Source organism: Brevundimonas sp. FV2ps16, from assembly GCF_058681075.1.
In genome coordinates this window covers 2429486-2452465 of sequence record NZ_CM178728.1, presented here as the reverse complement: position 1 = coordinate 2452465, position 22980 = coordinate 2429486, and the positions used below count along the sequence as shown (strand labels likewise).

The 22980-nt window shown below is 67.3% G+C and carries 21 protein-coding genes; 16 read left to right on the top strand and 5 right to left on the bottom strand.

The window, feature by feature from the left end; translation table 11 throughout:
- Positions 1-161: 161 nt before the first annotated feature.
- On the top strand, positions 162-1574 hold the full coding sequence (locus ACW170_RS11875) for an FAD-binding oxidoreductase (RefSeq protein ID WP_492086870.1): 1413 nt from the start codon (positions 162-164) through the stop codon (positions 1572-1574).
- Positions 1575-1581: 7 nt separating this feature from the next.
- On the opposite strand, the gene ACW170_RS11870 is transcribed toward ACW170_RS11875, so the two are convergent.
- Together ACW170_RS11870 and ACW170_RS11865 are read right to left on the bottom strand one after the other, a co-directional pair.
- On the bottom strand, positions 1582-2784 hold the full coding sequence (locus tag ACW170_RS11870) for an exo-beta-N-acetylmuramidase NamZ family protein (RefSeq protein WP_492086869.1): 1203 nt from the start codon (positions 2782-2784) through the stop codon (positions 1582-1584).
- Complete coding sequence (locus ACW170_RS11865) at positions 2781-3299, bottom strand: DOMON-like domain-containing protein (RefSeq protein ID WP_492086868.1); 519 nt, start codon at positions 3297-3299, stop codon at positions 2781-2783. Before ACW170_RS11865 ends, ACW170_RS11870 begins: the two co-directional genes overlap by 4 nt.
- 205 nt (positions 3300-3504) lie before the next feature.
- Between ACW170_RS11865 and ACW170_RS11860 the strand changes: the two genes are divergently transcribed.
- The 5 genes from ACW170_RS11860 to ACW170_RS11840 all read left to right on the top strand — a co-directional run bounded on the left by ACW170_RS11860 (position 3505) and on the right by ACW170_RS11840 (position 8088).
- Entirely contained in the window at positions 3505-4239 is a 735-nt protein-coding gene (locus ACW170_RS11860; RefSeq protein WP_492089174.1) for a class I SAM-dependent methyltransferase, read from the top strand.
- 66 nt (positions 4240-4305) lie between these two features.
- A complete protein-coding gene (gene tyrS / locus ACW170_RS11855; RefSeq protein ID WP_492086867.1) occupies positions 4306-5559 on the top strand; it encodes a tyrosine--tRNA ligase in 1254 nt (417 codons plus the stop codon).
- A 137-nt stretch (positions 5560-5696) separates the two neighbouring features.
- The gene (locus ACW170_RS11850; protein WP_492086866.1) at positions 5697-6164 is read left to right on the top strand and encodes a peroxiredoxin; all 468 of its coding nucleotides are present in this window, start codon (positions 5697-5699) and stop codon (positions 6162-6164) included.
- Positions 6165-6356: 192 nt separating this feature from the next.
- Positions 6357-7505: a M23 family metallopeptidase gene (locus ACW170_RS11845; RefSeq protein WP_492086865.1), complete on the top strand. Its 1149-nt coding sequence runs from the start codon at positions 6357-6359 to the stop codon at positions 7503-7505.
- Positions 7486-8088 carry a bactofilin family protein gene (locus tag ACW170_RS11840; RefSeq protein WP_492086864.1) on the top strand — a complete coding sequence of 201 codons (603 nt, stop codon included), beginning with the start codon at positions 7486-7488 and terminating at the stop codon, positions 8086-8088. The genes ACW170_RS11845 and ACW170_RS11840 overlap by 20 nt, the downstream gene beginning before the upstream one ends.
- A gap of 40 nt (positions 8089-8128) precedes the next feature.
- Here the strand turns inward: ACW170_RS11840 and prfB are convergent.
- Both prfB and ACW170_RS11830 read right to left on the bottom strand, forming a co-directional pair.
- A protein-coding gene (prfB, locus tag ACW170_RS11835; protein ID WP_492086863.1) for a peptide chain release factor 2 occupies positions 8129-9251 on the bottom strand; the annotation gives its coding sequence in 2 pieces (ribosomal slippage) (positions 8129-9181 and positions 9183-9251; 1122 coding nt in all).
- Between the two features lie 121 nt (positions 9252-9372).
- The gene (locus ACW170_RS11830; protein WP_492086862.1) at positions 9373-11790 is read right to left on the bottom strand and encodes a penicillin-binding protein 1A; all 2418 of its coding nucleotides are present in this window, start codon (positions 11788-11790) and stop codon (positions 9373-9375) included.
- A 138-nt stretch (positions 11791-11928) separates the two neighbouring features.
- Between ACW170_RS11830 and ACW170_RS11825 the strand changes: the two genes are divergently transcribed.
- The 7 genes from ACW170_RS11825 (at position 11929) to ACW170_RS11795 (ending at position 19340) form a co-directional block, all read left to right on the top strand.
- A complete protein-coding gene (locus ACW170_RS11825) occupies positions 11929-12357 on the top strand; it encodes an organic hydroperoxide resistance protein (RefSeq protein WP_492086861.1) in 429 nt (142 codons plus the stop codon).
- A 57-nt stretch (positions 12358-12414) separates the two neighbouring features.
- Positions 12415-13419 carry a cobaltochelatase subunit CobS gene (cobS, locus tag ACW170_RS11820; RefSeq protein WP_492086860.1) on the top strand — a complete coding sequence of 335 codons (1005 nt, stop codon included), beginning with the start codon at positions 12415-12417 and terminating at the stop codon, positions 13417-13419.
- Between the two features lie 69 nt (positions 13420-13488).
- Entirely contained in the window at positions 13489-15279 is a 1791-nt protein-coding gene (locus tag ACW170_RS11815; RefSeq protein WP_492086859.1) for a response regulator, read from the top strand.
- 883 nt (positions 15280-16162) lie between these two features.
- Entirely contained in the window at positions 16163-17830 is a 1668-nt protein-coding gene (gene ettA, locus ACW170_RS11810; protein WP_492086858.1) for an energy-dependent translational throttle protein EttA, read from the top strand.
- 24 nt (positions 17831-17854) lie between these two features.
- Entirely contained in the window at positions 17855-18088 is a 234-nt protein-coding gene (locus tag ACW170_RS11805; protein WP_492086857.1) for a DUF433 domain-containing protein, read from the top strand.
- Positions 18085-18417, top strand: a complete 333-nt coding sequence (locus ACW170_RS11800; protein WP_492086856.1) for a DUF5615 family PIN-like protein — start codon at positions 18085-18087, stop codon at positions 18415-18417. Before ACW170_RS11805 ends, ACW170_RS11800 begins: the two co-directional genes overlap by 4 nt.
- Positions 18414-19340 carry a 2-hydroxyacid dehydrogenase gene (locus ACW170_RS11795; RefSeq protein ID WP_492086855.1) on the top strand — a complete coding sequence of 309 codons (927 nt, stop codon included), beginning with the start codon at positions 18414-18416 and terminating at the stop codon, positions 19338-19340. The genes ACW170_RS11800 and ACW170_RS11795 overlap by 4 nt, the downstream gene beginning before the upstream one ends.
- A gap of 1 nt (position 19341) precedes the next feature.
- Here the strand turns inward: ACW170_RS11795 and ACW170_RS11790 are convergent, their stop codons facing one another.
- The gene (locus ACW170_RS11790; protein ID WP_492086854.1) at positions 19342-19743 is read right to left on the bottom strand and encodes an EF-hand domain-containing protein; all 402 of its coding nucleotides are present in this window, start codon (positions 19741-19743) and stop codon (positions 19342-19344) included.
- Between the two features lie 117 nt (positions 19744-19860).
- Between ACW170_RS11790 and ACW170_RS11785 the strand changes: the two genes are divergently transcribed.
- From ACW170_RS11785 to ACW170_RS11775, 3 genes are read left to right on the top strand one after another with little or no spacing between them, the layout of a single operon-like run.
- Entirely contained in the window at positions 19861-20835 is a 975-nt protein-coding gene (locus tag ACW170_RS11785) for an ArsR/SmtB family transcription factor (RefSeq protein WP_492086853.1), read from the top strand.
- Positions 20835-21788, top strand: coding sequence for a methylenetetrahydrofolate reductase [NAD(P)H] (metF, locus tag ACW170_RS11780; protein ID WP_492089173.1), 954 nt, complete (start codon positions 20835-20837; stop codon positions 21786-21788). The genes ACW170_RS11785 and metF overlap by 1 nt, the downstream gene beginning before the upstream one ends.
- On the top strand, positions 21788-22882 hold the full coding sequence (locus ACW170_RS11775) for a homocysteine S-methyltransferase family protein (protein WP_492086852.1): 1095 nt from the start codon (positions 21788-21790) through the stop codon (positions 22880-22882). The genes metF and ACW170_RS11775 overlap by 1 nt, the downstream gene beginning before the upstream one ends.
- Positions 22883-22980: the final 98 nt, after the last annotated feature.

The window sequence follows — 22980 nt, the reverse complement described above, 5'->3', positions numbered from 1 at the left end:
CGTGATCCTAGGCCTCGTGCCTAGGATCCATACGCCCGGTCTTCGACGGGCCTCACGCCCATAAACCGAGCGTATGGATCCTCGCCACAAGGGCGAGGATGACGGCTGTGAATGGGCGAAAACGCCTTCCCACTCCCCGCCACGCCTGACAAAAGGGGGCCATGAGCACGCCCGCCCCCTCTCCCGCCATTCTGGACGAACTGAAGGCCGCCCTCGGTCCGGGCGGCTGGACCCAGGACCCCGAGGTCATCGCCCCCTACCTGACCGAATGGCGTAACCGCTGGACGGGCGACACCCCCATCCTGCTGACCCCGCGCTCCACCGAGGAAACGGCCAGGGCCGTGACCCTCTGCGCCCGCGAAGGCGTCGCCATCACGCCCCAGGGCGGCGGCACCGGCCTGGTCGGCGGCCAGATCCCCTTCGGCGAGGTCCTGCTGTCCACCCGCAAGATGCGCGCGGTGCGCGACGTCACCCCCCTGGACGACGCCATGACGGTCGAGGCCGGCCTGACCCTGCTGGAGGCGCAACAGGAGGCCACGGCCGCCGGCCGCTATTTCCCGCTCAGTCTCGCGGCCGAGGGGTCGGCCACCGTCGGCGGCGTCATCTCCACCAACGCCGGCGGCACCCAGGTGCTGCGCTACGGCATGATGCGCGACCTGGTGCTGGGCCTTGAGGCGGTCATGCCCAACGGCGAGATCTTCCGGGGCCTGAAGCGCCTGCGCAAGGACAACACCGGCTACGACCTGAAACAGCTGCTGATCGGCGCCGAGGGCACATTGGGCGTCGTCACCGCCGCCACCCTGAAACTCTTCCCCATCATGCGCTCGCGCGCCGTCGCCGTCGTCGGCCTGGAGACGGCCGCCGCCTCGGTCGAGCTTCTGGCCCGCGCCAAGGCCGAGACCGGCGGCGGGGTCGAGGCCTTCGAGCTGATGAAGCGTCTGGGCATGGAGCTGGTGCTCAAGAACATCCCCGACACCCGCGAACCGCTGGACTCGACCCCCGACTGGTACGTCCTGATCGAGATCGCCTCAGGCACGCCCGGCGGCGCCGAGGCGCAGATGGAGGCCCTGCTGGAAGTCGCCTTCGAGCAAGGCCTGATCACCGACGCCGCCATCGCCCAGAACGACGCCCAGCGCGCCGCCTTCTGGCGTCTGCGCGAGGAACATTCGGCGGCCCTCAAGCCCGAGGGCGGCGGCTGGAAACACGACGTCTCCGTCCCCATCAGCCGCATCGCCGAATTCATCGACGAAGCCTCGGCCGCCGTCGAACGCTTCCACCCCGGCGCCCGCATCTCGGTCTTCGGCCACGTCGGCGACGGCAATCTGCACTACGACATCCTGCCGGGCGTGGGCCAGGACATCCCCGCCTTCATCGGTCGCTGGAAGGAAGGCTCGCAAGTGGTTCACGATGTTGTCGGAACCTATGACGGCTCCATCTCCGCCGAACACGGCCTGGGCCGGCTGAAGACCGAAGAGGTCAAACGCTACAAATCCCCCCTCGAGATCGAAACCATGGCCGCCATCCGCCGCGCCATCGACCCCAAGCGCATCATGAACCCCGCGGTGCTGTTCTAGCGCCGGGTCAATACAGCAGGAACGGCCGTCGGACGTCTTCCCACGCCGCCTCGTCCGGCCGCGTCGCCGCATCCAGATCCCCCGGCCCCACCGCCGCGTCGTCCACCCATTCCCGCAGCCCGGGTCCGCCGTTGATCACGTCGATGGGCAGTTTCCCGAACGCATACTCGTACGGGAAATCCCGCCACAGGTCGTAGTCGGGATACAGCCGCCGGATCGCCTTGAACCCCAGGGCCTGCACCCGCCACGGCTTGAACGCCGCGTGGCCATAGCCGGGGTGATCGACATGGATCTGCACCCCGCTGCACAGTTTCCCGACATGCTTATGGAAGGTCGGCTCGAACCACATGTCGCGTAAGGTGCAGCCGCCCAGCCACTCCGGCGCCAGAGCGTGCATCTCCGCGATCACCGCCCGCGCATCGATGTCCGGCGCCCCGAACAGCTCCAGCGGCCGGGTCGTGCCCCGGCCTTCCGACAGGGTCGCCCCCTCCAGCATCACCGTCCCGGCATAGGCCCGCGCCATCGACAGGTTCGGCGCATTCGGGCTGGGGTTGACCCAGGCCCGCTCGCCCAGCGGCCAGCCGAAGCCCGGCCCCGCCTCGGGGGCCCAGCCCTGCATCTCCACCACCCGATAATCCACATCCAGCTTGAACTGGTCGATGAACCACAGGCCCAGTTCGCCCATGGTCATGCCGTGCCGCATCGGCATCGGCCCGGCCCCGACGAAACTCTCCCAGCCGGGCTTCAGCGTCTGCCCCTCGACCGGCCGCCCCGCCGGATTGGGTCGATCCAGCACCCACACGGACTTGCCGTGTTTCGCCGCCGCCTCCAGCACGTACAACAGCGTGGTCACATAGGTGTAGATGCGGCAGCCCAGGTCTTGCAGGTCGATCAGGACGACGTCGAACGTCTCCATCCACTCGTCCCTGGGCCGCCTCACCTCGCCGTACAGGCTGAAGACCGGGAAGCCGTGCACCGGATCGCGATAATCCGGGCTCTCCATCATATTGTCCTGAAGATCGCCCTTCATCCCGTGCTGCGGCCCGAAGGCGGCGGTCAGGGTAATTTCGGGACAGGCGGCCAGCGCATCCACCGCATGACCCAGGTCCTTGGTCACCGAGGCCGGATGCGCCAGCAGCGCCACGCGCCGCCCCTTCAGTTGCGCCCTCGAGGCGTCGTCGGACAGCAGGCGGTCGAGACCGAAATTCATGGCAGTTCCAGCGCGAACGAGTCGGGATGATGAAAGTCCGGCTTATCCGATGGATGCGCCAGGGCCCAATAGGCGATCGCCCCGTCCAGCCCCCCGTCCAGCCTCTCGATCACCGCCGTCAGGCCGACGACGTCCGTCGCATCCTCCGGCAGCTCCACATCGACCGTCAGCCCAAACCGCCCGGGCGCCATCCGCGTGACGATGAAGGGCGCCGCGATCTCCAGCCCCCGCATCCCCTCACGATAGCCGTCGAACCGATAGGCCGCCCAGGCCCCCGACGGCGACAGATTATATTCGACATAGCCGTCCGCCGTCCGCACGAAGGCCTCGAAACAGGTCGTCCGCCACAGGTCGTCCGTCCGCGCCCGCGCCGCCCCCTGCGGCCAGCGCACCATCTCGACCGGCCCCGCCAGGACATAGTCCAGGCTCAACACCCGCCCCGCCCGCCGCGCCTCGACCTCCAGCGTCAGCCCGGCGGGCGGCGAAATCGGGTGCGGGATCAGGGGCAGGCGCATCCGTCCTTCGTATCGGACGGGCGGCGGGGGTCAACGGGGTCCGGCGACGACGGAACTTCGGCAGATGCGCCATGGCCCTCTCCAGCCACAGGTGTTACACACCACGGGTATCGGAGACGAGGTCGGCCATGAACCCGAATAAGGCTCTGTGGGAGAAGGGCGATTTCACCCGTATTGCCGCCTCCATGCGCGCGAGCGGCGAAGAATTCGTCGAAAGTCTGAATCTCGGCCGGGTCACCACGTCCTAGACCTCGGCTGCGGAGACGGCACGACCGCGCTTCCGGCGGCGCAGCGCGGCGCCACCGTCCTCGGCGTGGACATCGCGGCCAATCTGGTCGCCGCGGGCAACCGTCGCGCCGAAGCGGCCGGGCTGGCCAATCTCCGCTTCCGGGAAGGCGACGCCTCCGATCTCCAGGATACCGCCGACGAGCGGTTCGACCTCGTGGTCAGCATGTTCGGCGCGATGTTCGCACCGCGCCCCTCGGATGTCGCGCGCGAGATGGTCCGGGTGGCCAAGCCGGGCGGGCGGATCGTCATGGGCAACTGGATTCCCGGCGATCCGACCCTGATCGCCCAGGTGCTGAAGACCAGCGCCGCCTACGCCCCCGCCCCGCCCCCCGGCTTCATCAGCCCGATGACCTGGGGGGTGGAAGAGGTCGTGATTGAGCGGTTCACCGCAGCCGGCCTGTCCGCTGCGGACATCAGCTGCCGGCGCGCCACCTATGTGTTCCGCAACGCCGAACCTCCGCGCGACCTCGTGCAAACCTTCAAGACCTATTACGGCCCGACGATGAACGCCTTCGAGGCCGCCGCGCGCGAGAACAAGGCCGATCAGCTCGAGGCCGAACTGATCGACCTCTTCGAGCGCCACAATCGCGCCGGGCCGGACTCCACGGACATACCGGCCACCTTCCTCAGGGTCGAAGCCGTCAAGCCTTAGGTCAAACCGACAGACCTGCAGAAAGTGAAGACGACCGTCGGCATCCCTGCTAACGGAGCCTCCGCCATGACCGAACACGCCTTCAAATCCGACTTCCTCCGCACCATGCAAGCGCGGGGCTATATCCATCAGATCACCCATCCGGCCGAGCTGGACGCGGCCGCGACCGCCGGGATCGTGACCGGCTACATCGGCTTCGACGCCACCGCGCCGTCGCTGCACGTCGGCCACCTGATCCAGATCATGCTGCTGCGTCGCCTTCAGCAGGCCGGGCACAAGCCGATCGTACTGATGGGCGGCGGTACGACCAAGGTCGGCGACCCCTCCTTCAAGGACACCCAGCGCCCCCTGCTGACGGAAGCGCGGATCGCCGAGAACATCGCCGGCATCAAGGGCGTGTTCGAGAAATTCCTGACCTTCGGCGACGGCCCGTCCGACGCCGTCATGCTCGACAACGACGAATGGCTGTCGAAGCTGGGCTATCTGGAGTTCCTGCGCGACTACGGGACCCATTTCACCGTCAACCGCATGCTGAGCTTCGACTCGGTCAAGCTGCGCCTCGAACGCGAGCAGCCCCTGACCTTCCTCGAGTTCAACTACATGCTGATGCAGGCCACCGACTTCCTGGAGCTGAACCGTCGCTACGGCTGCACGCTTCAGATGGGCGGATCGGACCAGTGGGGCAATATCATCAACGGCGTCGAACTGACCCGCAAGGTGGACCAGAAGGCCGCCTTCGGCCTGACCACGCCCCTGCTCTCGACCGCCTCGGGCCAGAAGATGGGCAAGACCGTGGGCGGCGCCGTCTGGCTGAACGCCGACGCCCTGTCGCCCTATGACTACTGGCAGTACTGGCGCAACACCGAGGACGGCGACGTGGGCCGCTTCATGCGCCTGTTCACCGACCTGTCAGACGCCGAGATCGCCGGCTACGAGGCCCTGGAAGGCGCCGCCATCAACGACGCCAAGAAGGCCCTCGCCGACGCCGCCACCACCATGCTGCACGGCGCCGAAGAAGCCGCCAAGGCCCGCGCAGCCGCAGAGACAGCTTTCGAAAAGGGTCAGATCTCCGCCGACCTGCCGACCATCGAACTTCCGGCGGCCGAGGTCTACGGCGCCATGATCGCCGCCGTCGTGACCAAGGCCGGCCTGACCGCCTCCAACGGCGAGGCCCGCCGCCTGGCCCAGGGGGGCGGCCTGCGCCTCAACGACGACGCCGTGGCCGACGGCGCCCAGCTGCTGACAGAGGCCGACCTGAAGGACGGCGTCATCAAGCTGGCGGCGGGCAAGAAGAAGATCGTACTGGTTCGTCCGATCTGATCCCGCTCATCCCGGCGAGGCTCGGGCCCCAGGGCTTCGCAAGCTTCGCCGGGCTAGGCGTCCGCTGCGCCTGATCCGACGTATTGTCGCGCGACAGAACCAGCCCCGGCTTTCGCCGGACCCATTCGGAGTATGAAATGTCCGCTGCCGAAGGCCAGCCCGCTCCCGCCCTGGACCTGCCGACCGACAACGGCGGCCGGGTCTCCCTCGTCGCCCTCAAGGGCAAGCCTGCGGTGGTCTATTTCTATCCCAAGGACGACACGACCGGCTGCACCCGCGAGGCTCAGGACTTCACCGCTCTCGCGCCCGACTTCGCCGCCCTGGGCGTGCCCGTCATCGGCGTGTCCAAGGACACGGTAAAGAAGCACGACAGGTTCAAGGCCAAATACGACCTCGCCGTAACCCTGGCCTCTGACGAGGACGGCGCCGCCTGCGAGGCCTGGGGAGTCTGGGTGGAGAAGAAACTCTACGGCCGCGAATATATGGGGATCGAACGCGCCACCTTCCTGATCGACGCCGACGGTCGGGTCGCCAAGGCCTGGCGCAATGTGAAGGTGGCCGACCACGCCGCCGCCGTTCTGGACGCCGCCCGCGCCCTCGGCTGACGGCTCCACGCCGCCCCGACACCCAGCCGGTTGAAAAGCCGATTCTCGAATTCCCTTCGAGCGCGAGTCTCAATCAACAATCGCGTGATAACGTCCTCTTAGCGCCATAATCGTGGTTAACGGGCGCTAAACAGTCTTGCCCGTGTCATCGTTGCACCGGATAAACCTCACCTCGACGTGGGGGCGTTGCTTATGAGTGTGCAAGAACAATCGCAGGAACCATCCTGGCACGAACGTTTCTTGCCGGTGCGCTACCTGTACCTGCGCAGCCATGACGACATCCGCGCCTTCGCCTTGACCGCCCGGCGACAGGTGATGATCGCTCTTATGGCCGTCGCCGCCCTGGGCTGGTCGCTGATGGCCTCCGGCGCCTTCCTGTTCGACCTGATCGCCCAGCACCGGTCCGACGCCGAGGTCATCCGCGCCCGCGCCGCCTCCGAACGCCTCAACGCCGATCTTCAGGCCCGGCTGGAAAGCGCCGTGGTGCGCATGTCGGCCGCCAACGGATCGCTGGAGCAGACCGCGGCGATGATCGAGCGGCGCCACGCCGCCCTGACCAATGTCATGGCCGACTTCCACGGCGTCGAAGGGGCGGAAAAGGCCCTGGCCCCGACCCCCATCCCTGCGTCCGCTCCCCCGATCCAGCGGATCCTGGCGGTCCACCTCGACCAGGAACGGTTGCTGGACCGCGCCGAGGACTTCGCCCAGACCCGGGCCGAGCGGCTGCGCGTCGCCTTCCGCCTGGCCGGCCTCAACCCTTCCGCCTATGTCGCCGCCTCCGGCCCCCTGGGCGGTCCGCTGGTCGAGGCGCGCGATCCCCGCGCCCTGGCGGCGATCCTCGACGTGGATGAACCCTTCGCCATCCGAATTCGCCACGCCGCCACCAATCTGCATGAGATGCGGGCCCTGACCGACGCCGCCAAGGGCCTGCCGTTCAAACGCCCGACCCAGGCGCGCACCACCTCCGGCTACGGCGTTCGCTTCGATCCGTTCAACGGCCGCCCCGCCATCCATCAGGGCCAGGACTTCGCCGCCCCCCTGAACACGCCGATCTACGCCACCGCCCCCGGCGTCGTGTCCTTCGCTGGCGTTCGTTCAGGCTATGGCAATACTGTCGAGCTAGACCATGGACGCGGTTTCAAGACGCGCTACGCCCATCTCAACGTCCTGGGGGTCAAGCCCGGCCAGTCGGTCGCGCTCGGCCAACGCATCGGCGCCATGGGCACGACGGGCCGCTCCACCGGCGTCCACCTCCATTACGAAGTCTGGCTGAACGGCCGACCCCAGAACCCCGCACGCTTCCTCAGAGCAGGAGATCAACTTGTTCAACAAGACCAATAAAACCCCCGCCCCGGCGCCTTCGCCTCGGCCGAGCGCGCCCGTCATTCCGCCGCTGCCGGACATGCCGTCCGCGCCCCGCGCCGGCGTGGCCCCTTCCACGCCCACGCCCTCGCCGGTCCCGAGCGGTCGCGGCCTGTCGACCCTGTCGTCGGACCTCGTGTTCGAAGGCAATGTCTCCGGCGCCGGCGACCTTCAGATCGACGGCCAGGTCAAGGGCGACGTGCGCGTCGGCCGCCTGATCGTCGGCGAGACCGGCGCGGTCGAGGGCAATGTCCAGGCCGACTATATCGAGGTGCGCGGCCGTATCGTCGGCGGCGTCCAGGGCAAACAGGTCAAACTGGTCGCCACCGCCTATGTCGACGGCGACATCACCGCCGAACAGCTGTCGATCGACGTCGGCGCCTTCTTCCAGGGCCGCGTCGCCCAGGGCCAGCGCCAGGCCCCTGCGCCCGCCGCCGTCACCCCGGTCGCGCCGCAAGCGGCGCCTGCGCCCATCGCCAGCCCCGCGTCGCCGGCTCCGGTGATCGTCGCCTCGGCGTCGGACGCCTCGTCCGACAAGCCGGCTGAAAAGGCCGCGGTCTGAACGAAACGTCTCCTCCCCATCACGGATGGGGAGGAGGCCTTCAGTCCACGTTCGATCCGCGCGTCTCGCCGACCCGCGCCGCCAGGGCCGCGCCCATGAAGGCGTCCAGATCGCCGTCCAGCACCCCTTGGGTGTCCGAGGTCTCGACCTCGGTCCTCAGGTCCTTCACCATCTGATACGGCTGCAGCACATAGGATCGGATCTGGTGACCCCAGCCGATGTCGGTCTTGGCGTCCGCCAGGGCCTGGGCCGCCGCCTCGCGCTTCTGCAACTCCAGCTCGTACAGGCGCGCTCGCAGCATCTTCCACGCCATTTCGCGGTTCTGGTGCTGCGACCGGCCGGCCTGGCAGGCCACGACCGTATTGGTCGGAACGTGGGTCAGGCGCACGGCTGAGTCGGTCTTGTTGATGTGCTGACCGCCGGCGCCCGAGGCGCGATAGGTGTCGGTGCGCACGTCGGACGGATTGATGTCGATCTCGATCGTGTCGTCCACGACCGGCGACACCCCGATGGAGGCGAAGCTGGTGTGCCGCTTGGCCGCCGCGTCATAGGGGCTGATCCGCACCAGACGGTGCACGCCCGATTCCGACTTCAGCCAGCCATAGGCGTTGGGCCCGGCGACCAGGATGGTGGCCGACTTGACCCCCGCCTGTTCGCCTTCTTCATAGGCCTCGATCGTGACCTCATAGCCGTGCGCCTTGGCCCAGCGCGAATACATCCGCAGCAGCATCCCGGCCCAGTCGTTCGACTCGGTGCCGCCGGCGCCGGAGTTGACTTCCAGATAGGCGTCGTTGCCGTCGGCCTCGCCGGACAGCAGGGCCTCCAGCTCGGCCCGCGCCGCACGGTCCTTGATGCCGCGCAGCGACGCGCGCGCATCTTCCAGCGCACCCTCGTCGCCTTCCTCATCCGCCATCTCGGCCAGCATCACCCCGTCCTCGAGGTCCTGCTCCATCGCCTTGACGGTGTTGATCTTGGCTTCCAGCTGCGAGCGATCGCGGCTGACGGCCTGGGCTTCGTCGGGCTTGTCCCACAGCGTCGGATCCTCGACCCGCGCATTCAGCTCATCGAGCTTTCTTAGAGCGACATCCCAGTCAAAGACGCCTCCTGAGCAGAGCGACGCTCTGCTCGATGTCGGCCTTCATGGCCTCGACATCCGGTCTCATCGCAATCTCCCAGCGACACAAGGCCCTCAAGCAGTGAAGCCCGCAGGCTTCACGATAGGGCAGGAACAATGAAGAACGGCGCGCCACGAGGACGCGCCGTTCGAAGGGCCTACCTAGAGCCTCAGTACAGTCCGCTCAAGTCCTCAGCCGGCGCCTTCTTCGGCGGCGGCGCGGCGGCGGGCGGCGGCGGGGCGTTGGCGCCGGCGGCGGCGGCGGCGGCCTCCTGTTCACGACGGACGACGTCGTAATAATTCTGCGGCCCGACCGGCTGGGTCGGCGCCTGGGTCGGCGCCGGGGCCTGGCGTTCGGTGCCGGGGCGGAAGGCTTCCTCGATCCCGTTCACGGTGCGGAAGACGGCGTTCTTGGGCCGCACGAACGGCCGCGCCGGCCGTTCCTTCAGCGCCGTCTGCATGAAGTCGATGAACACCGGCACCGCCGCCGTCGTGCCGGTCTCGCCCGATCCCAGCGAACGGTTGTCGTCAAAGCCGATGAAGACACCGACCACCACGTCCGTGGTGAAGCCGACGAACCAGGCCGAGCGGTACTCGTTGGTCGTGCCGGTCTTGCCCGCGACCCAACGGCCCAGGCCGCGGGCGCTGGCGGCGGTGCCCCGCTGGACCACGCCCTCCAGCATCGAACTCATCTGATAGGCGGTGATCGGGTCGATCACCTGGGTTCCGCGCGGCTGCAGACGCGGCGACTCCTGGCCCGAGAAGCCCCGGCCGCAGTCGCGGCAGCTGCGGTTGTCGGCGCGGAAGATGGTCTCGCCGTCGCGGTCCTGCACATAGTCGATCAGATAAGGCGTGATCCGGCGCCCGCCGTTGGCGAAGGCCGAATAGGCGGCCGTGATCTCCAGCGGCGTCACCTCGCCGGCGCCCAGCGACACCGACAGGTTCGGCGTCAGGCCGGGAATCCCCATCCGATCCGCCTGATCGACGATCTTCTTCATGCCCACGGCCTCGGCCAGACGCACGGTCATGACATTGCGCGACAGCTCCAGCCCGCGCCTCAGGCTCTGCGGCCCGTAATATTCGCGGCTGTAGTTCTCGGGGGTCCAGCGCTGGCCGTTGGCCCCGCCGGCGAAGCTGATCGGGGCGTCCAACACGATTGAGGCCGGGGTGAAATCACCCTCCAGCGCCGTCGAATAGACGAAGGGCTTGAACGCCGACCCGGGCTGGCGTTTCGCCTGGGTCGCCCGGTTGAAGCTGGACAGGGCGTAGGAATAGCCCCCCACCATGGCCAGCACCCGGCCCGACTGAGGCTCGATCGCCACCAGGGCGCCATTGACGCGCGGCACCTGTTTCAGCGCGAACTGGCCGTTCTTCTTCTCGACGAAGATCAGCTCGCCGCGCCGCAGTTGCTTGTTGGCGTTGGCCCAGGCGGCGTCGGCGGCGATCAGGGTCCCGCTCTCGTCGTCCTTGGCGGTGCGGATGCGGACATTGTTCCCGCTGACGCTCTCGATGGCGGCGGCCTGCCAGGTGCGGCGTTCGGGCGGCGCCTGTTCCTTCAGGGCGGCGGCCTGCCAGCCCTCGGCGAAGTCCGTCGTGCCCCAGCCCCCGCGCCAGCCGTGGCGCCGGTCATAATTCTCCAGACCCTGCATCAGGGCCTGGCGCGCCGCCGTCTGCAGCGTCGGATCCAGGGTGGTGCGCATATAGAAGCCGCCGGCGCGCAGCTGCGCTCCAAAGTCCGGATTGGCCGCCGCCTGACGCCGCGCCTCCTCCACGAAGAAGTCGGCGTCCTTGTATTCCGACCGCTGCGGCGCATCGCGCGTGGCCAGCGGCCGGGCGCGCATCTCGACCAGTTGCGCCTCGGTCAGCCAGCCGCTCTGCTCCATCTCGCCCAGCACCCAGTCCCGCCGCCCCTTGGCCGCGCCGGGGTGGCGTTTGGGGTGATAATTGTTCGGCCCCTTGGGCAGGGACGCCAGGAAGGCCGCCTCGTCCGGCGTCAGCTGCGCCAACGACTTGCCGAAATAATTATAGGCGGCCGAGGCGATGCCGAACGAGCGATAGCCCAGGAAGATCTCGTTCAGATACAGGTTGAGGATCTGCTCCTTGGACAGGGTCGCCTCCAGGCGATTGGCCAGGATGGCTTCCTTCAGCTTGCGGTTCAGGCTCGATTCGTTGGTCAGCAGGACGTTCTTGGCCACCTGCTGGGTGATCGTCGATCCGCCCTCCAGCCGGCGCCCCTGCACCAGGTTGAAGACGTTCTTGATCGAGGCCCGGCCGATGCCGCCCACGTCGATCCCGCCGTGCTGGAAGAAGTTGCGGTCTTCGGCGGCCAGGAAGGCCTGCACGACGGTCTCGGGAATCTGGTCATACGACACATAGATTCGCCGCTCGTCCGAGAACTCGCCGATCAGGGTGCCGTCGCCTGCATAGACCCGCGTCGCCGTCGGCGGCCGGTAATCGGCCAGCTCGGATGCGTCCGGCAGGTCATGAAACAGCCATGCCGCATAGACGGCGACCACCAACCCCGCCAGGGCGATGCCGCCCAGCAGAACCATGCCCGCCCATACGAACCAGCGTTCGGCAATCTTCACTGCGTACTCCGACGACGCGCCCCGAAATCGTGCTTTAGCCCGCGTCGCCCCCCAAAGGCTAGGGCGCGGATGCAACGCCCCCTTCCCGTCTCCCGTTAAGTCCCCATCTGAAGCCTTCCCAATCCACAGGAGCCCACCATGGAAGTTCTGTATCGCGCCCAGGCCACAGCCTCCGGCGGCGGCCGCGAAGACGGCCGCTCGGCCACCGACGACGGCAAGATCGAGGTCAAACTGTCCACCCCCAAGGAAATGGGCGGCAAGGGCGGCGACGGCACCAATCCCGAACAGCTGTTCGCCACAGGCTACGCCGCCTGCTACCTCGGCGCCCTGCGTCTGGTCAGCGGCAAGGCCGGAACCCCGGTCGGTCCGGACACCAAGATCACCGCCGGGATCGGCTTCGGCAAGAACAGCAAGGGCGAGGGCTTCAACCTCGACGTCGATCTGACCGTCACCGACCACGGCCTGGACCAGGCCGTCATCGACGACCTGATCGAGAAAGCCCACCAGGTGTGCCCCTACTCCAACGCCACGCGCGGCAATGTGGATGTTCGCCTCAGCGCGAAATAACCGCCGGAAGGGCCGCGCGCGTGTTGAGCCGCGCGCGCGGCGCCTCTAGATGGAGGCATGACCTCCCTGCTCGACGCCCTCCCCGATCCCCTGCTGACGCTCGAACCCGCCCGCCGCGTGACCCTGCGCGAGGCCTTCGGGATCGACAGCGACATGACCGTGCCCGTCTTCGCAGAGCGCGACAGCCATGTACCCGAGATCGACGAGGCCTATCGCTTCGATCCCCAGACCACGATCGCCATCTGCGCCGGCTTCGCCTTCGACCGCCGCGTCATGGTCCAGGGCTATCACGGCACCGGCAAGTCGACCCATATCGAACAGGTCGCCGCCCGCCTGAACTGGCCCCTGGTCCGCGTCAACCTGGACAGCCACGTCAGCCGTATCGACCTGATCGGCAAGGACGCCATCGTCCTCAAGGACGGCAAACAGATCACCGAGTTCCGCGAGGGCATCCTGCCCTGGGCGCTGCAACGCCCCGTCGCCCTGGTGTTCGACGAATATGACGCCGGCCGCCCCGACGTCATGTTCGTGATCCAGCGCGTGCTCGAGGCCCAGGGCCGCCTGACCCTGCTGGACCAGAACCGGGTCATCCGCCCGAACAAGCATTTCCGCCTGTTCGCCACCACCAACACCATCGGCCTGGGCGACACCACGGGCCTGTACCACGGCGCGCAACAGATCAATCAGGCCCAGTTGGACCGCTGGAACATCGTCACGACGCTGAACTACCTCGACCACGACGTCGAGGCCGAGATCGTCTCCGCCAAGGTGCCCGAATGGTCGGACGCCGAGGGCCGCCGTCGCATTGCCGCCATGGTCCGCGTTGCCGACATGACCCGCAACGCCTTCATGAACGGCGACATCTCCACCGTCATGTCGCCCCGCACCGTCATCACCTGGGCCCAGAACGCCATCATCTTCGGCGGCGACCTGGCGCTCAGCTTCCGCCTGACCTTCCTCAACAAGTGCGACGAACTGGAACGCCCCACCATCGCCGAGTTCTACCAGCGCGCCTTCGGCGAGGACCTGCCCGAGGCGGCGACGCGGGTGAAGGTGGGCTGAAACCCTCACGATTGATGCCTCGTTAAACTCCCTGGTTTATGGCCACGCTTGAAGTGGGGACTTGGCGTAGTGGCCGACAGTACAGATTACCTAAAAGCCTATGCCGACCGGTATCGGGACATGTTCCCGGTCCGGCTGGCCACCATCGCCGCGATCGTGATCCTGACCTTCTGGGTGCTGGGATGGGGATGGGCGGCGAATTTCGCGGTCTTCCAGTTCGGTCTCTATGTCCCGCTCTGGCACGCGGTTCAGACCGCCCGCGCGCGACCCGACGCCCCAGGCGCGGCCCGCAGGTTCCGCCTGTCCGCAGAAATCGTCACCCTCTGTCTGGCCAGCCACAACGCCCTGTTCATTCTCGCCGCCTGGCGGACCGAACCGGAGCATCTCAATTATCTTCGCCTGCTTCTGGCCGGCAATCTGATGGTCGGCGCCCATCAGGTCCATATCAGCCGCGCAAGCTTCGTCGCCGCCGTTCTGCCACCGTCGATCGCCGTCATGGTGATCGCCTCGTATCAGGTCGGTTCTGACCCCCGCCTTCTGGGCGCCGTGGCCTTGTTCGTCCTGGGCGTCAGCGCCGCCGCCTGGCGTCAGTGGCGTAGCGACCGCGACGCCATCGACTTGATGATCGCGGTCACGGAACGCTCGCGAGAGCTTCGCGCCGCCCTGGCTGAAGCCGAGGTCAACCGCGCCGCCGCCGAACGGGCCAACAAGGCCAAGTCCCGTTTCCTGGCCATGATCAGCCACGAGGTCCGCACCCCGCTGAACGTCATCCTCGGCCTGACCGAAGTCCTGCGCGGCCGTCGCCGTCCCAAGGCCGAGGCCGCCGTCATCGACGATATGGCCGAGGCCGGGGGCATGCTGCTTCGCCTGCTGAACGGCGCCCTGGACATCTCCAAGATCGAATCGGGCCAGGTCGATCTTCGCCTCGCCCCCGTCGATGTCGCCGCCCGGATCGAGGCGGTCGCCCGCGTCTGGCGCGCCCGCGTCGACGAACTGGGTCTCAGGCTCGAGGTCGAACTCCAGGGCCGGCGCGGGGACTTCCTGGTCCTGACCGACGAGGCCCGGGTCGAACAGATCCTGATCAACTATCTATCCAACGCCCTGAAGCTGACGCCGTCCGGGACCATCCGCATCCTGGCCCGCGCCCTGCCCGCCGCCGACGGCCGTATCGACCTTGATCTCGAGGTTCACGACCAGGGCCCCGGCGTGCCGAAGGATCAGCGCGAGCGGATTTTCGAACCCTTCGAACAACTGGCCCTCGGTCGCGCCGCCGGGGGCGCCGGCCTGGGCCTCGCCCTGTGCCGCGCTTCCGCCCAGGCGCTCGGCGGCGCCCTCGGCGTCCGCGCGGCCAAGCCGCAAAACGGCGCGCAAGGCGCTGTCTTCTGGGTCCGTTTCACAGCCGAGCCCGCGCCATGCCCGACCGTTCGGCCTGCGGACGCCGGGCTGGCCGCCCAAGGCGCGGTCGAGGCTTCCACCACGCTCCGCGTCCTCGCCGCCGAGGACCATCCCGCCAATCGCAAGCTGCTGACCCTCCTGTTCCAGGCCTTCGGTCTGGACCTGGTCCTGGTCGAGAACGGGCAGGAGGCGGTCCAGGCCGTCGCCGCCGAGCACTTCGACCTGGTGCTGATGGACGTGATGATGCCGGTCATGGACGGCGTAGAGGCCGTGACCGCCATCCGCGCCGCCGAGGCCGCCGCGGGCCGTCCCGGCCTCCCGATCCATATGCTCACCGCCAATGTGTTTGACGAGGACGTGGCCCGCTACATGGCCGCCGGCGCCGACGGCGTCCTGCGCAAACCCATCGAACCCTCCGCCCTCCAGGCCGTCCTGCAGGCCGCACGCCAAGCCGCCGACGCCTGACCGCCGCCGCCTCGCTCACCTCCCCGTCGGCGAGGGCCGACTGGGAGGACAGGCGGGAGCGTCAACGAGCGCCCGGAGGGGGCGACTCGGCGCCAGACGCTGGCGTGGTCATCACCACCACCGGAGCAGCAGACCCTCCCCCGCTTGCGGGGGAGGTGGCCCGGCGTCCGCGCAGCGGACCAGGGTCGGAGGGGAAGTCTTGCTCGAACTAGAAAACTTCCCCCATCGTCAGGCGTGTCGCTACGCGCCACGGCCTGACAGTTCCCCCGCAAGCGGGGGAAGGTCTGTTACGGTCGATCACATGACCCGGCGCGCACAATGACGCTGGTCCGTCTCGAACAATTTCAACGCTCTAAAAGAATCTCACCCCGACTTCCGCGCCATAGCAGCCAACGCGCGTAACCTCCTCCCATCCCCGCCGATGGGGAGGGCGTCGGATCCAGCGCCCCGACGGCGGCGGGGCTGTGGTCGAGCGATGAAGCCGGCGGGATGGAGACCGCCGGGGTCCTTAGGGGCGGCGATGGATGCCGTCTCCTGCTCGCCGCACGCTTAGGAAAGCGGACCGCTGTCGACCTACGTCGGCATGTCCGCCCCGGCGAAGCCGTCGCAAGGCGGCCCGCCGATCCGGCAAGGCTCGAAGGCTAGGGCCGCCAGCCGGAGCGCGTGTGGAAAACGACCGCGTGGGACGACGACTGCGCCGAAACGGCAATTAAAACTCCAAACCCCGGGTGCAGACCCGGCGTCCCACGCCCTCCCCAACTTCGCCCCAAACCGGCGAAGGCGCTTGCGCATGTCTTCGCCTCATTTGCTCTCTCGCCTCAGGATCGCTACATCCGCCCAAACCTCCCCATCCGACGAAACCCGAAGGGCGAAACCGCACCTCATGGCGCAGCAATATATTTTCCAGATGCAGGGTCTGACCAAGACCTTCCCCGGCGGCCGCAAGATCTTCGAAAACATCTGGCTCAGCTTCTATAACGACGCCAAGATCGGCGTCGTCGGGGTCAACGGCTCGGGTAAATCCACCCTGCTGAAGATCATGGCCGGCCTGGACAACGAGTTCACGGGCGAGGCCCGCGCCGCCGACGGCATCAAGCGCGGCTATCTGGAGCAGGAGCCCAAGCTCGACGACAGCCTGAACGTCCGCGAGAACGTCGAGGCCTGGTGCGAAGAGAAGCAGTGGGTCAACCGCTTCAACGCCGTCGCCGCCGAACTTGGCGAGAACTACACCGACGAGCTGATGGAGGAGATGACCTCTCTCCAGGAAAAGATCGACGCCGGCGACGTCTGGGACATCGACAGCCGCATCGAAATGGCCATGGGCGCCCTGCGCTGCCCGCCCGACGATTGGGAAGTCACCAACCTGTCCGGCGGTGAGAAGCGCCGCGTGGCCCTGGCCCGCCTGCTGCTGTCCAAGCCCGACATGCTGCTGCTCGACGAACCGACCAACCACCTGGACGCCGAATCCGTCGCCTGGCTGCAGCACCACCTGGAAAACTTCCCCGGCTGCGTCATCCTGGTGACCCACGACCGCTACTTCCTGGACCTCGTCACCAAATGGACGCTGGAGCTGGACCGCGGCAAGGGCCACCCGCACGAGGGCAATTATTCCTCATGGCTGGAAGCCAAGACCAAGCGCGTCGTGCAGGAACAGTCGGAATCGGAAGCTCGCCAGCGCGCCCTCACCCGCGAACTGGAATGGGTCCGTTCGGGCGCCAAGGCCCGTCAGGCCAAGTCCAAGGCCCGTCTGGCCGCCTATGAGCGGATGGTCGAGGAACAGGAATCGATGCGCGGCGCCCAGACCCACGCCCACATCCAGATCCCGCCCGGCCCCCGCCTGGGCAATGTCGTGCTGGAAGTCGAAGGCCTGGCCAAGACCTATGGCGACAAGACCCTGTTCGACAATCTGACCTTCAAACTTCCGCCCAACGGCATCGTCGGCGTCATCGGCCCTAACGGCGCCGGCAAATCGACCATGTTCAAGCTGATCACCGGTCAGGAAACCCCCGACGGCGGCACGATCAAGGTCGGCGAGACCGTCAAACTGGCCTATGTCGACCAGTCGCGCGACGACCTGAAGCCGGACGAGACCATCTGGCAGGCCATCTCCGGCGGCACAGATGTGATGATGGTCGGCAAGCGAGAGATCAACACCCGCGCCTATGTCGGCAGCTTCAACTTCAAGGGCGGCGACCAGCAGAAGAAGGTCGGGCAGCTCTCGGGGGGTGAACGCAACCGCGTGCACCTGGCCAAGACCCTGGCCTCGGGCGGCAATCTGATCCTGCTCGACGAACCGACCAACGACCTGGACATCGAAACCCTGCAGAACCTCGAAGAGGCCCTGGAAGAGTTCGCCGGCTGCGCCGTGGTCATCTCCCACGACCGCTGGTTCCTGGACCGTCTGGCCACCCACATCCTCGCCTTCGAAGGCGACGGCCATGTGGAATGGTTTGAGGGCAATTTCGAAGCCTACGAACAGGACAAGATGCGTCGCCTGGGCGCCGACAGCATCATCCCCAAGCGCATCCAGCACCAGAAGTTCGGGCGCTGATTGATCTGTGATAGGATGCGGGACATGAGCGACGATCTTCTGTCCCGCATCACGATCGAAGACGGCAAACGCGCCGGTCGCCCCTGCATCCGGGGCATGCGTATCGCGGTGCACGACATTCTCGGCTGGCTGGCCTCCGGGATGACCGAGGCCCAGATCCTTGCCGACTACGAAGAACTGGAAGCCGACGACCTGCGGGCCGCCTTGACCTACGCCGCGCGGGCGCTCGATCATTCGGTGGCGGCCGCTGCGGCTTGAAATTCCTGCTCGATCAGAACCTGCCCGTCCGCCTGATCGATGTGATCACCGCATTCGATCATGAGGTCGAACACGTCAGATTGATGGGGCTGGCCACGGCAGGCGACCGGGAAATCTGGGCCTTGGCGGCGTCACGAGGGGCGGTCGTCGTCAGCAAGGACAAGGACTTCCTTTTGCTGGCGCAGCGTAACGCCGGCCGTCAGCATCTTGTCCACCTCAACCTCGGAAACTGTTCGAACGACGAACTCTACGCCATCGTGCGGCGCGACTGGCCCCGCGTGGTGGCCCAGCTGACCGCCGGCGAGGCAATTGTGGAGGTCCGACCATGACCCAACGCCCCGCCGTTCTCATCATGCAGCGGCATCTCTCCCCGCTCTCGCCACTGCTTGAGAGCGCCTATGACGTCTACCGCTTCTGGGAAGGCCCGCCCATCGAGGCCGCCCACGACATCCGCGCCCTGATCGTCGCCGGCGAGGCGCCGCTGGACAAGGCGCTGATCGAACAACTCCCCGCTCTCGACCTGATCGCCTGTTTCACCTCCGGTTACGATGGGATCGACATCGACTGGTGCCGTGAACGCGGCCTGCCCGTCACCCATGCGCCGGGCGTCAATCATGAAGACGTGGCCGATCACGCCCTGGGCCTGATCCTGGCTGCACGCCGCCAGATCGTCGCGGGGGACCGTCAGGTCCGGTCGGGCGGCTGGACCGCAGAGACCCGGACCATCACCGCCTCCGTCGGCGGCCAGAAACTGGGCGTCGTCGGCCTGGGCGCAATCGGCAAGGCGGTCGCCGACCGCGCCGAGCCTTTCCGCATGGCAGTCGCCTGGTGGGGCCCCCGCCCCCATGACGCCGAATGGCCCCGCGCCGACAGCCTGCTGGCCCTGGCCAAGGCCAGCGACATCCTGGTCGTCGCCTGCAAGGCCGACGACACCAATCGCGGCCTGATCTCGCGCGAAGTGCTCGAGGCCCTGGGCCCCGACGGCCTGTTGGTCAATGTCTCGCGCGGCCAGGTGATCGACGAGGACGCCCTGATCGCCGCGCTGAAATCCGGCGCCCTGGGCCAGGCCGCCCTGGACGTCTTCATTGATGAGCCGACCGCGCCATCACGCTGGGCCGATGTGCCGAACCTTGTCCTGACGCCCCACACCGCCGGCGCGACGACCGCCGGGGTGCAGGGCATGCTGATGCTGCTGATGCAAAATCTTCAGGCGCATTTCTCGGGCCAGCCGCTGAAGACGCCGGTCGCGTGATTCAGTCAGGTCGGCGGCCCAGCTGCGGGCGTTCATCGGCCGTGACGACGCCGTCGCCGTTCTTGTCCATGGCCTTGAACATGGTCTCGGCGCCGGCTTCCATTTCGGCCTTGGTGATGAGCCCGTTTCCATCGGCGTCGGCACGTCTCAGCATCCGCCCGCCCGGCGAACCGGCCAGTTCCGACGCGTTGATCACGCCGTCATGATTGGCGTCGATGCGGTCGAACATCCCGCTCATCCGCGTCTTCATTTCGGCCAGGGTCTCGCGCTCCGGCGGACGCATCCCCCCCATCGGCGGCGGGCCGGACATCTGCCCGCCCATCGGCGGCTCGGGAAAATCGCTCTGCGCCAGGGCCGGCCCGGCGGCGACGAGGGCGAGGGTGGAGATCAGGAGACTACGCATAGAACCACTCCAAAGGGATTGCGTGTCCTTAAACGGCGGACTGAAGCTTTCCCGTCGCGCCATGTACGAGGTCGTTTTTGCTTGCCAAATCATATAAGGATATCTTTATATGATCGGATGAGTTTAACCGCCGACCAGACTGTCGAAGCCCTTCGCGCCGCCGGCGAACCCACTCGCCTGCGCATCCTCTCGCTGCTGGCCAGCGAAGAGCTTTCGGTCATGGAGATGTCGCGGATTCTCGACCAGAGCCAGCCCCGCGTCTCACGCCATCTGAAGCTGATGACCGACTCCGGCCTGATCGAGCGGTTTCCGGACGGCGCTCGCGTCTACTACCGCCTGTCGCACGACGCCCAGGCCCGCCGGCTGATCGACACCGTGCTGGACATTCTCGCCGACGACGCCGGAGAGGCCGATCATCGTCGGTTGAGCGAGGTCCAGAAGGATCGCCAGCAGGCCGCCGAATCCTATTTCGAACAGATCGCCCCCCAGTGGGACCGACTGCGCTCTCTCTATGTCAGCGAGAGCGCCGTCGAAGCGGCGCTGGAAGCCGCCGTCGGCCCCGGCCCGTTCAAACGCGTCGTCGATCTGGGCACCGGCTCAGGCCGGATGCTGACCCTGTTCGGCAAGAAGGCCAAGATGTCTGTCGGGCTGGATCTGAGCCAGAATATGCTCAACATCGCCCGCGCCAATGTCTCCAAGGCGGGCCTGAACAAGGTCGAGCTGCGCCACGGCGACATCTTCGCCACCCGCCTGCCCGCCGCCAGCGCCGATCTGGTGATCGTCCACCAGGTCCTGCACTATCTGGCCGACCCCTTCGCCGCCGTCGCCGAAGCCGCACGCCTGGTCTGCCCCGGCGGCCGGCTGGTGATCGTCGATTTCGCCCCGCACGGCTTCGAACATATGCGCGAGGCGCATCAGCATCGCCGCCTGGGCTTCGCGGATCAGGAGATCAACGGCTGGCTGACCGACAGCGGTCTGGCGCCGTCCCCGCCCGTCGCCCTGCCGCCCGACAATGAGGGCCTCACCGTAACAATCTGGACCGCGGAACGCCCCGTCGCCGCACCCTTGGCCCAGGCCAGAAAGACCGCATGATGGCTGCGTCCTCGACCAATCTCGCCGAAGCCCGCGCCCTGCTGCTGTCGCCGCTGGGCCCTGTGGCCCGCGCCGGCTCGAACCAGGACGCCGTTCGCGTCTCCTTCGAATTCTTCCCGCCCAAGACCGACGAGGCCGAGGCCAATCTGTGGACGGCGATCCGTCGCCTCGAGCCGCTGAACCCGGCCTTCGTCTCCGTAACCTATGGCGCTGGCGGCTCGACCCGCGAACGGACCCACCGCACCGTCCAGCGCATCATCGCCGAGACCGCGCTGCGACCCGCCGCCCACCTGACCTGCGTCGAGGCCAGCCGCGACGAGGTCGATGAGGTCATCGCCGGCTACAAGACCATCGGCGTCGATCATATCGTCGCCCTGCGCGGCGATCCTCCCGGCGGCGGCGGCATCGGCGGCGTCTATCAACCCCGCGCCGACGGCTACGCCAACGCCACCGAACTGACGGCCGCCATCAGTCGCGTCGGCGGTTTCGACGTCACAGTCGGCGCCTATCCCGAAAAACACCCTGAAAGCCCTTCCATCGACCACGACATCGATGTGCTGAAGGCCAAGGTGGACGCCGGCGCCACCCGCGCCATCAGCCAGTTCTTCTTCGACATCGACGCCTTCCTGCGCTTCCGCGACCGGGTTCGGGCGGCGGGCGTGGCCATTCCCCTGATCCCCGGCGTCATGCCGGTGTCCAACTTCGCCGGCCTGACCCGGATGTGCGGCGCCTGCGGGACCAGCATCCCCGACTGGCTGAAGGCTCACTTCGACGGGCTGGACGACGATCCCGAGACGCGCAAACTCCTCGCCGCCTCGGTCGCCGCCGAAACCTGCGCCCGTCTGCAGGAAGAAGGCTTCTCCGACTTCCACTTCTACACCCTGAACCGCGCCGATCTGGTCTATGCGATCTGCCGCGTGCTGGGCGTGCGTGAAACCAAGGCCGTGGCGTAATGACCTCCCCCCTCACCCGCGCCGAACGCATCGCCGCCCTGCACCAGGCGGCCAAGCAACGCATCCTGGTTCTCGACGGCAGTTGGGGCGTGATGATCCAGCGTCGCGGCCTGTCCGAAGCCGACTTCCGCGCCGACCGCTTCGTCGCCGCCAACGGCTATGACGAGGCGCACCAGATGAAGGGGAACAACGACATCCTCTGCATCACCCGCCCCGACATCATCTCGGACCTGCACGACCAGTATTTCGGCGCCGGCGCCGACATCTCCGAGACCAACACCTTCTCCGGCACCACGATCGCCCAGGAGGACTACGCCCTGGACGCCCAGGCGGTGTGGGACATCAATCTGGAAGGCGCCAAACTGGCCCGCGCCGCCGCCGACCGCTGGACGGAAAAGGAGCCGCACAAGCCGCGCTTCGCCGCCGGCTCCATCGGCCCGCTGAACAAGATGCTGTCCATGTCGTCCGACGTGAACGACCCCGGCGCCCGCAGCGTGACCTTCGACCAGGTCTATGAGGCCTATCGCCATCAGGTGAAGGCGCTGAACGAGGGCGGCGTCGATCTGTATCTGATCGAAACCATCACCGACACGCTGAACTGCAAGGCCGCGATCAAGGCGATCAAGGACCTGGAAGACGAGGGCATGGACGCCCTGCCCATCTGGATTTCGGGCACCATCACCGACCGTTCGGGCCGCACCCTGTCGGGCCAGACGGCCGAGGCCTTCTGGAACAGCGTGCGTCACGCCAAGCCTTTCGCGGTCGGCTTCAACTGCGCCCTGGGCGCCGACCTGATGCGGCCGTTCATCGCCGAACTCAGCCGCGTCGCCGACACCCTGGTCGCCGCCTATCCCAACGCCGGCCTGCCCAACGCCATGGGCCAGTACGACGAGGAACCGCACGAGACCGCGCACTTCATTGAGGAATGGGCGGCGTCGGGCCTGGTCAACATCGTCGGCGGCTGCTGCGGCACCACGCCGGACCACATCAAGCACGTCGCCGAAGAGGTCGCCCCGCTGAAGCCCCGCGCGATCCCCGAAAGGCCGGTGGCGTTGCGGCTCTCGGGGCTCGAACCCTTCGAGATGGTGGCGTGATGGCGACGCGTTCTTTCCTTCTCCCATTGGGAGAAGGTGGCCCGCAGGGCCGGATGAGGGTTCTCCGGTGGGCCAACTCGCACCGCCTATCCCTCACC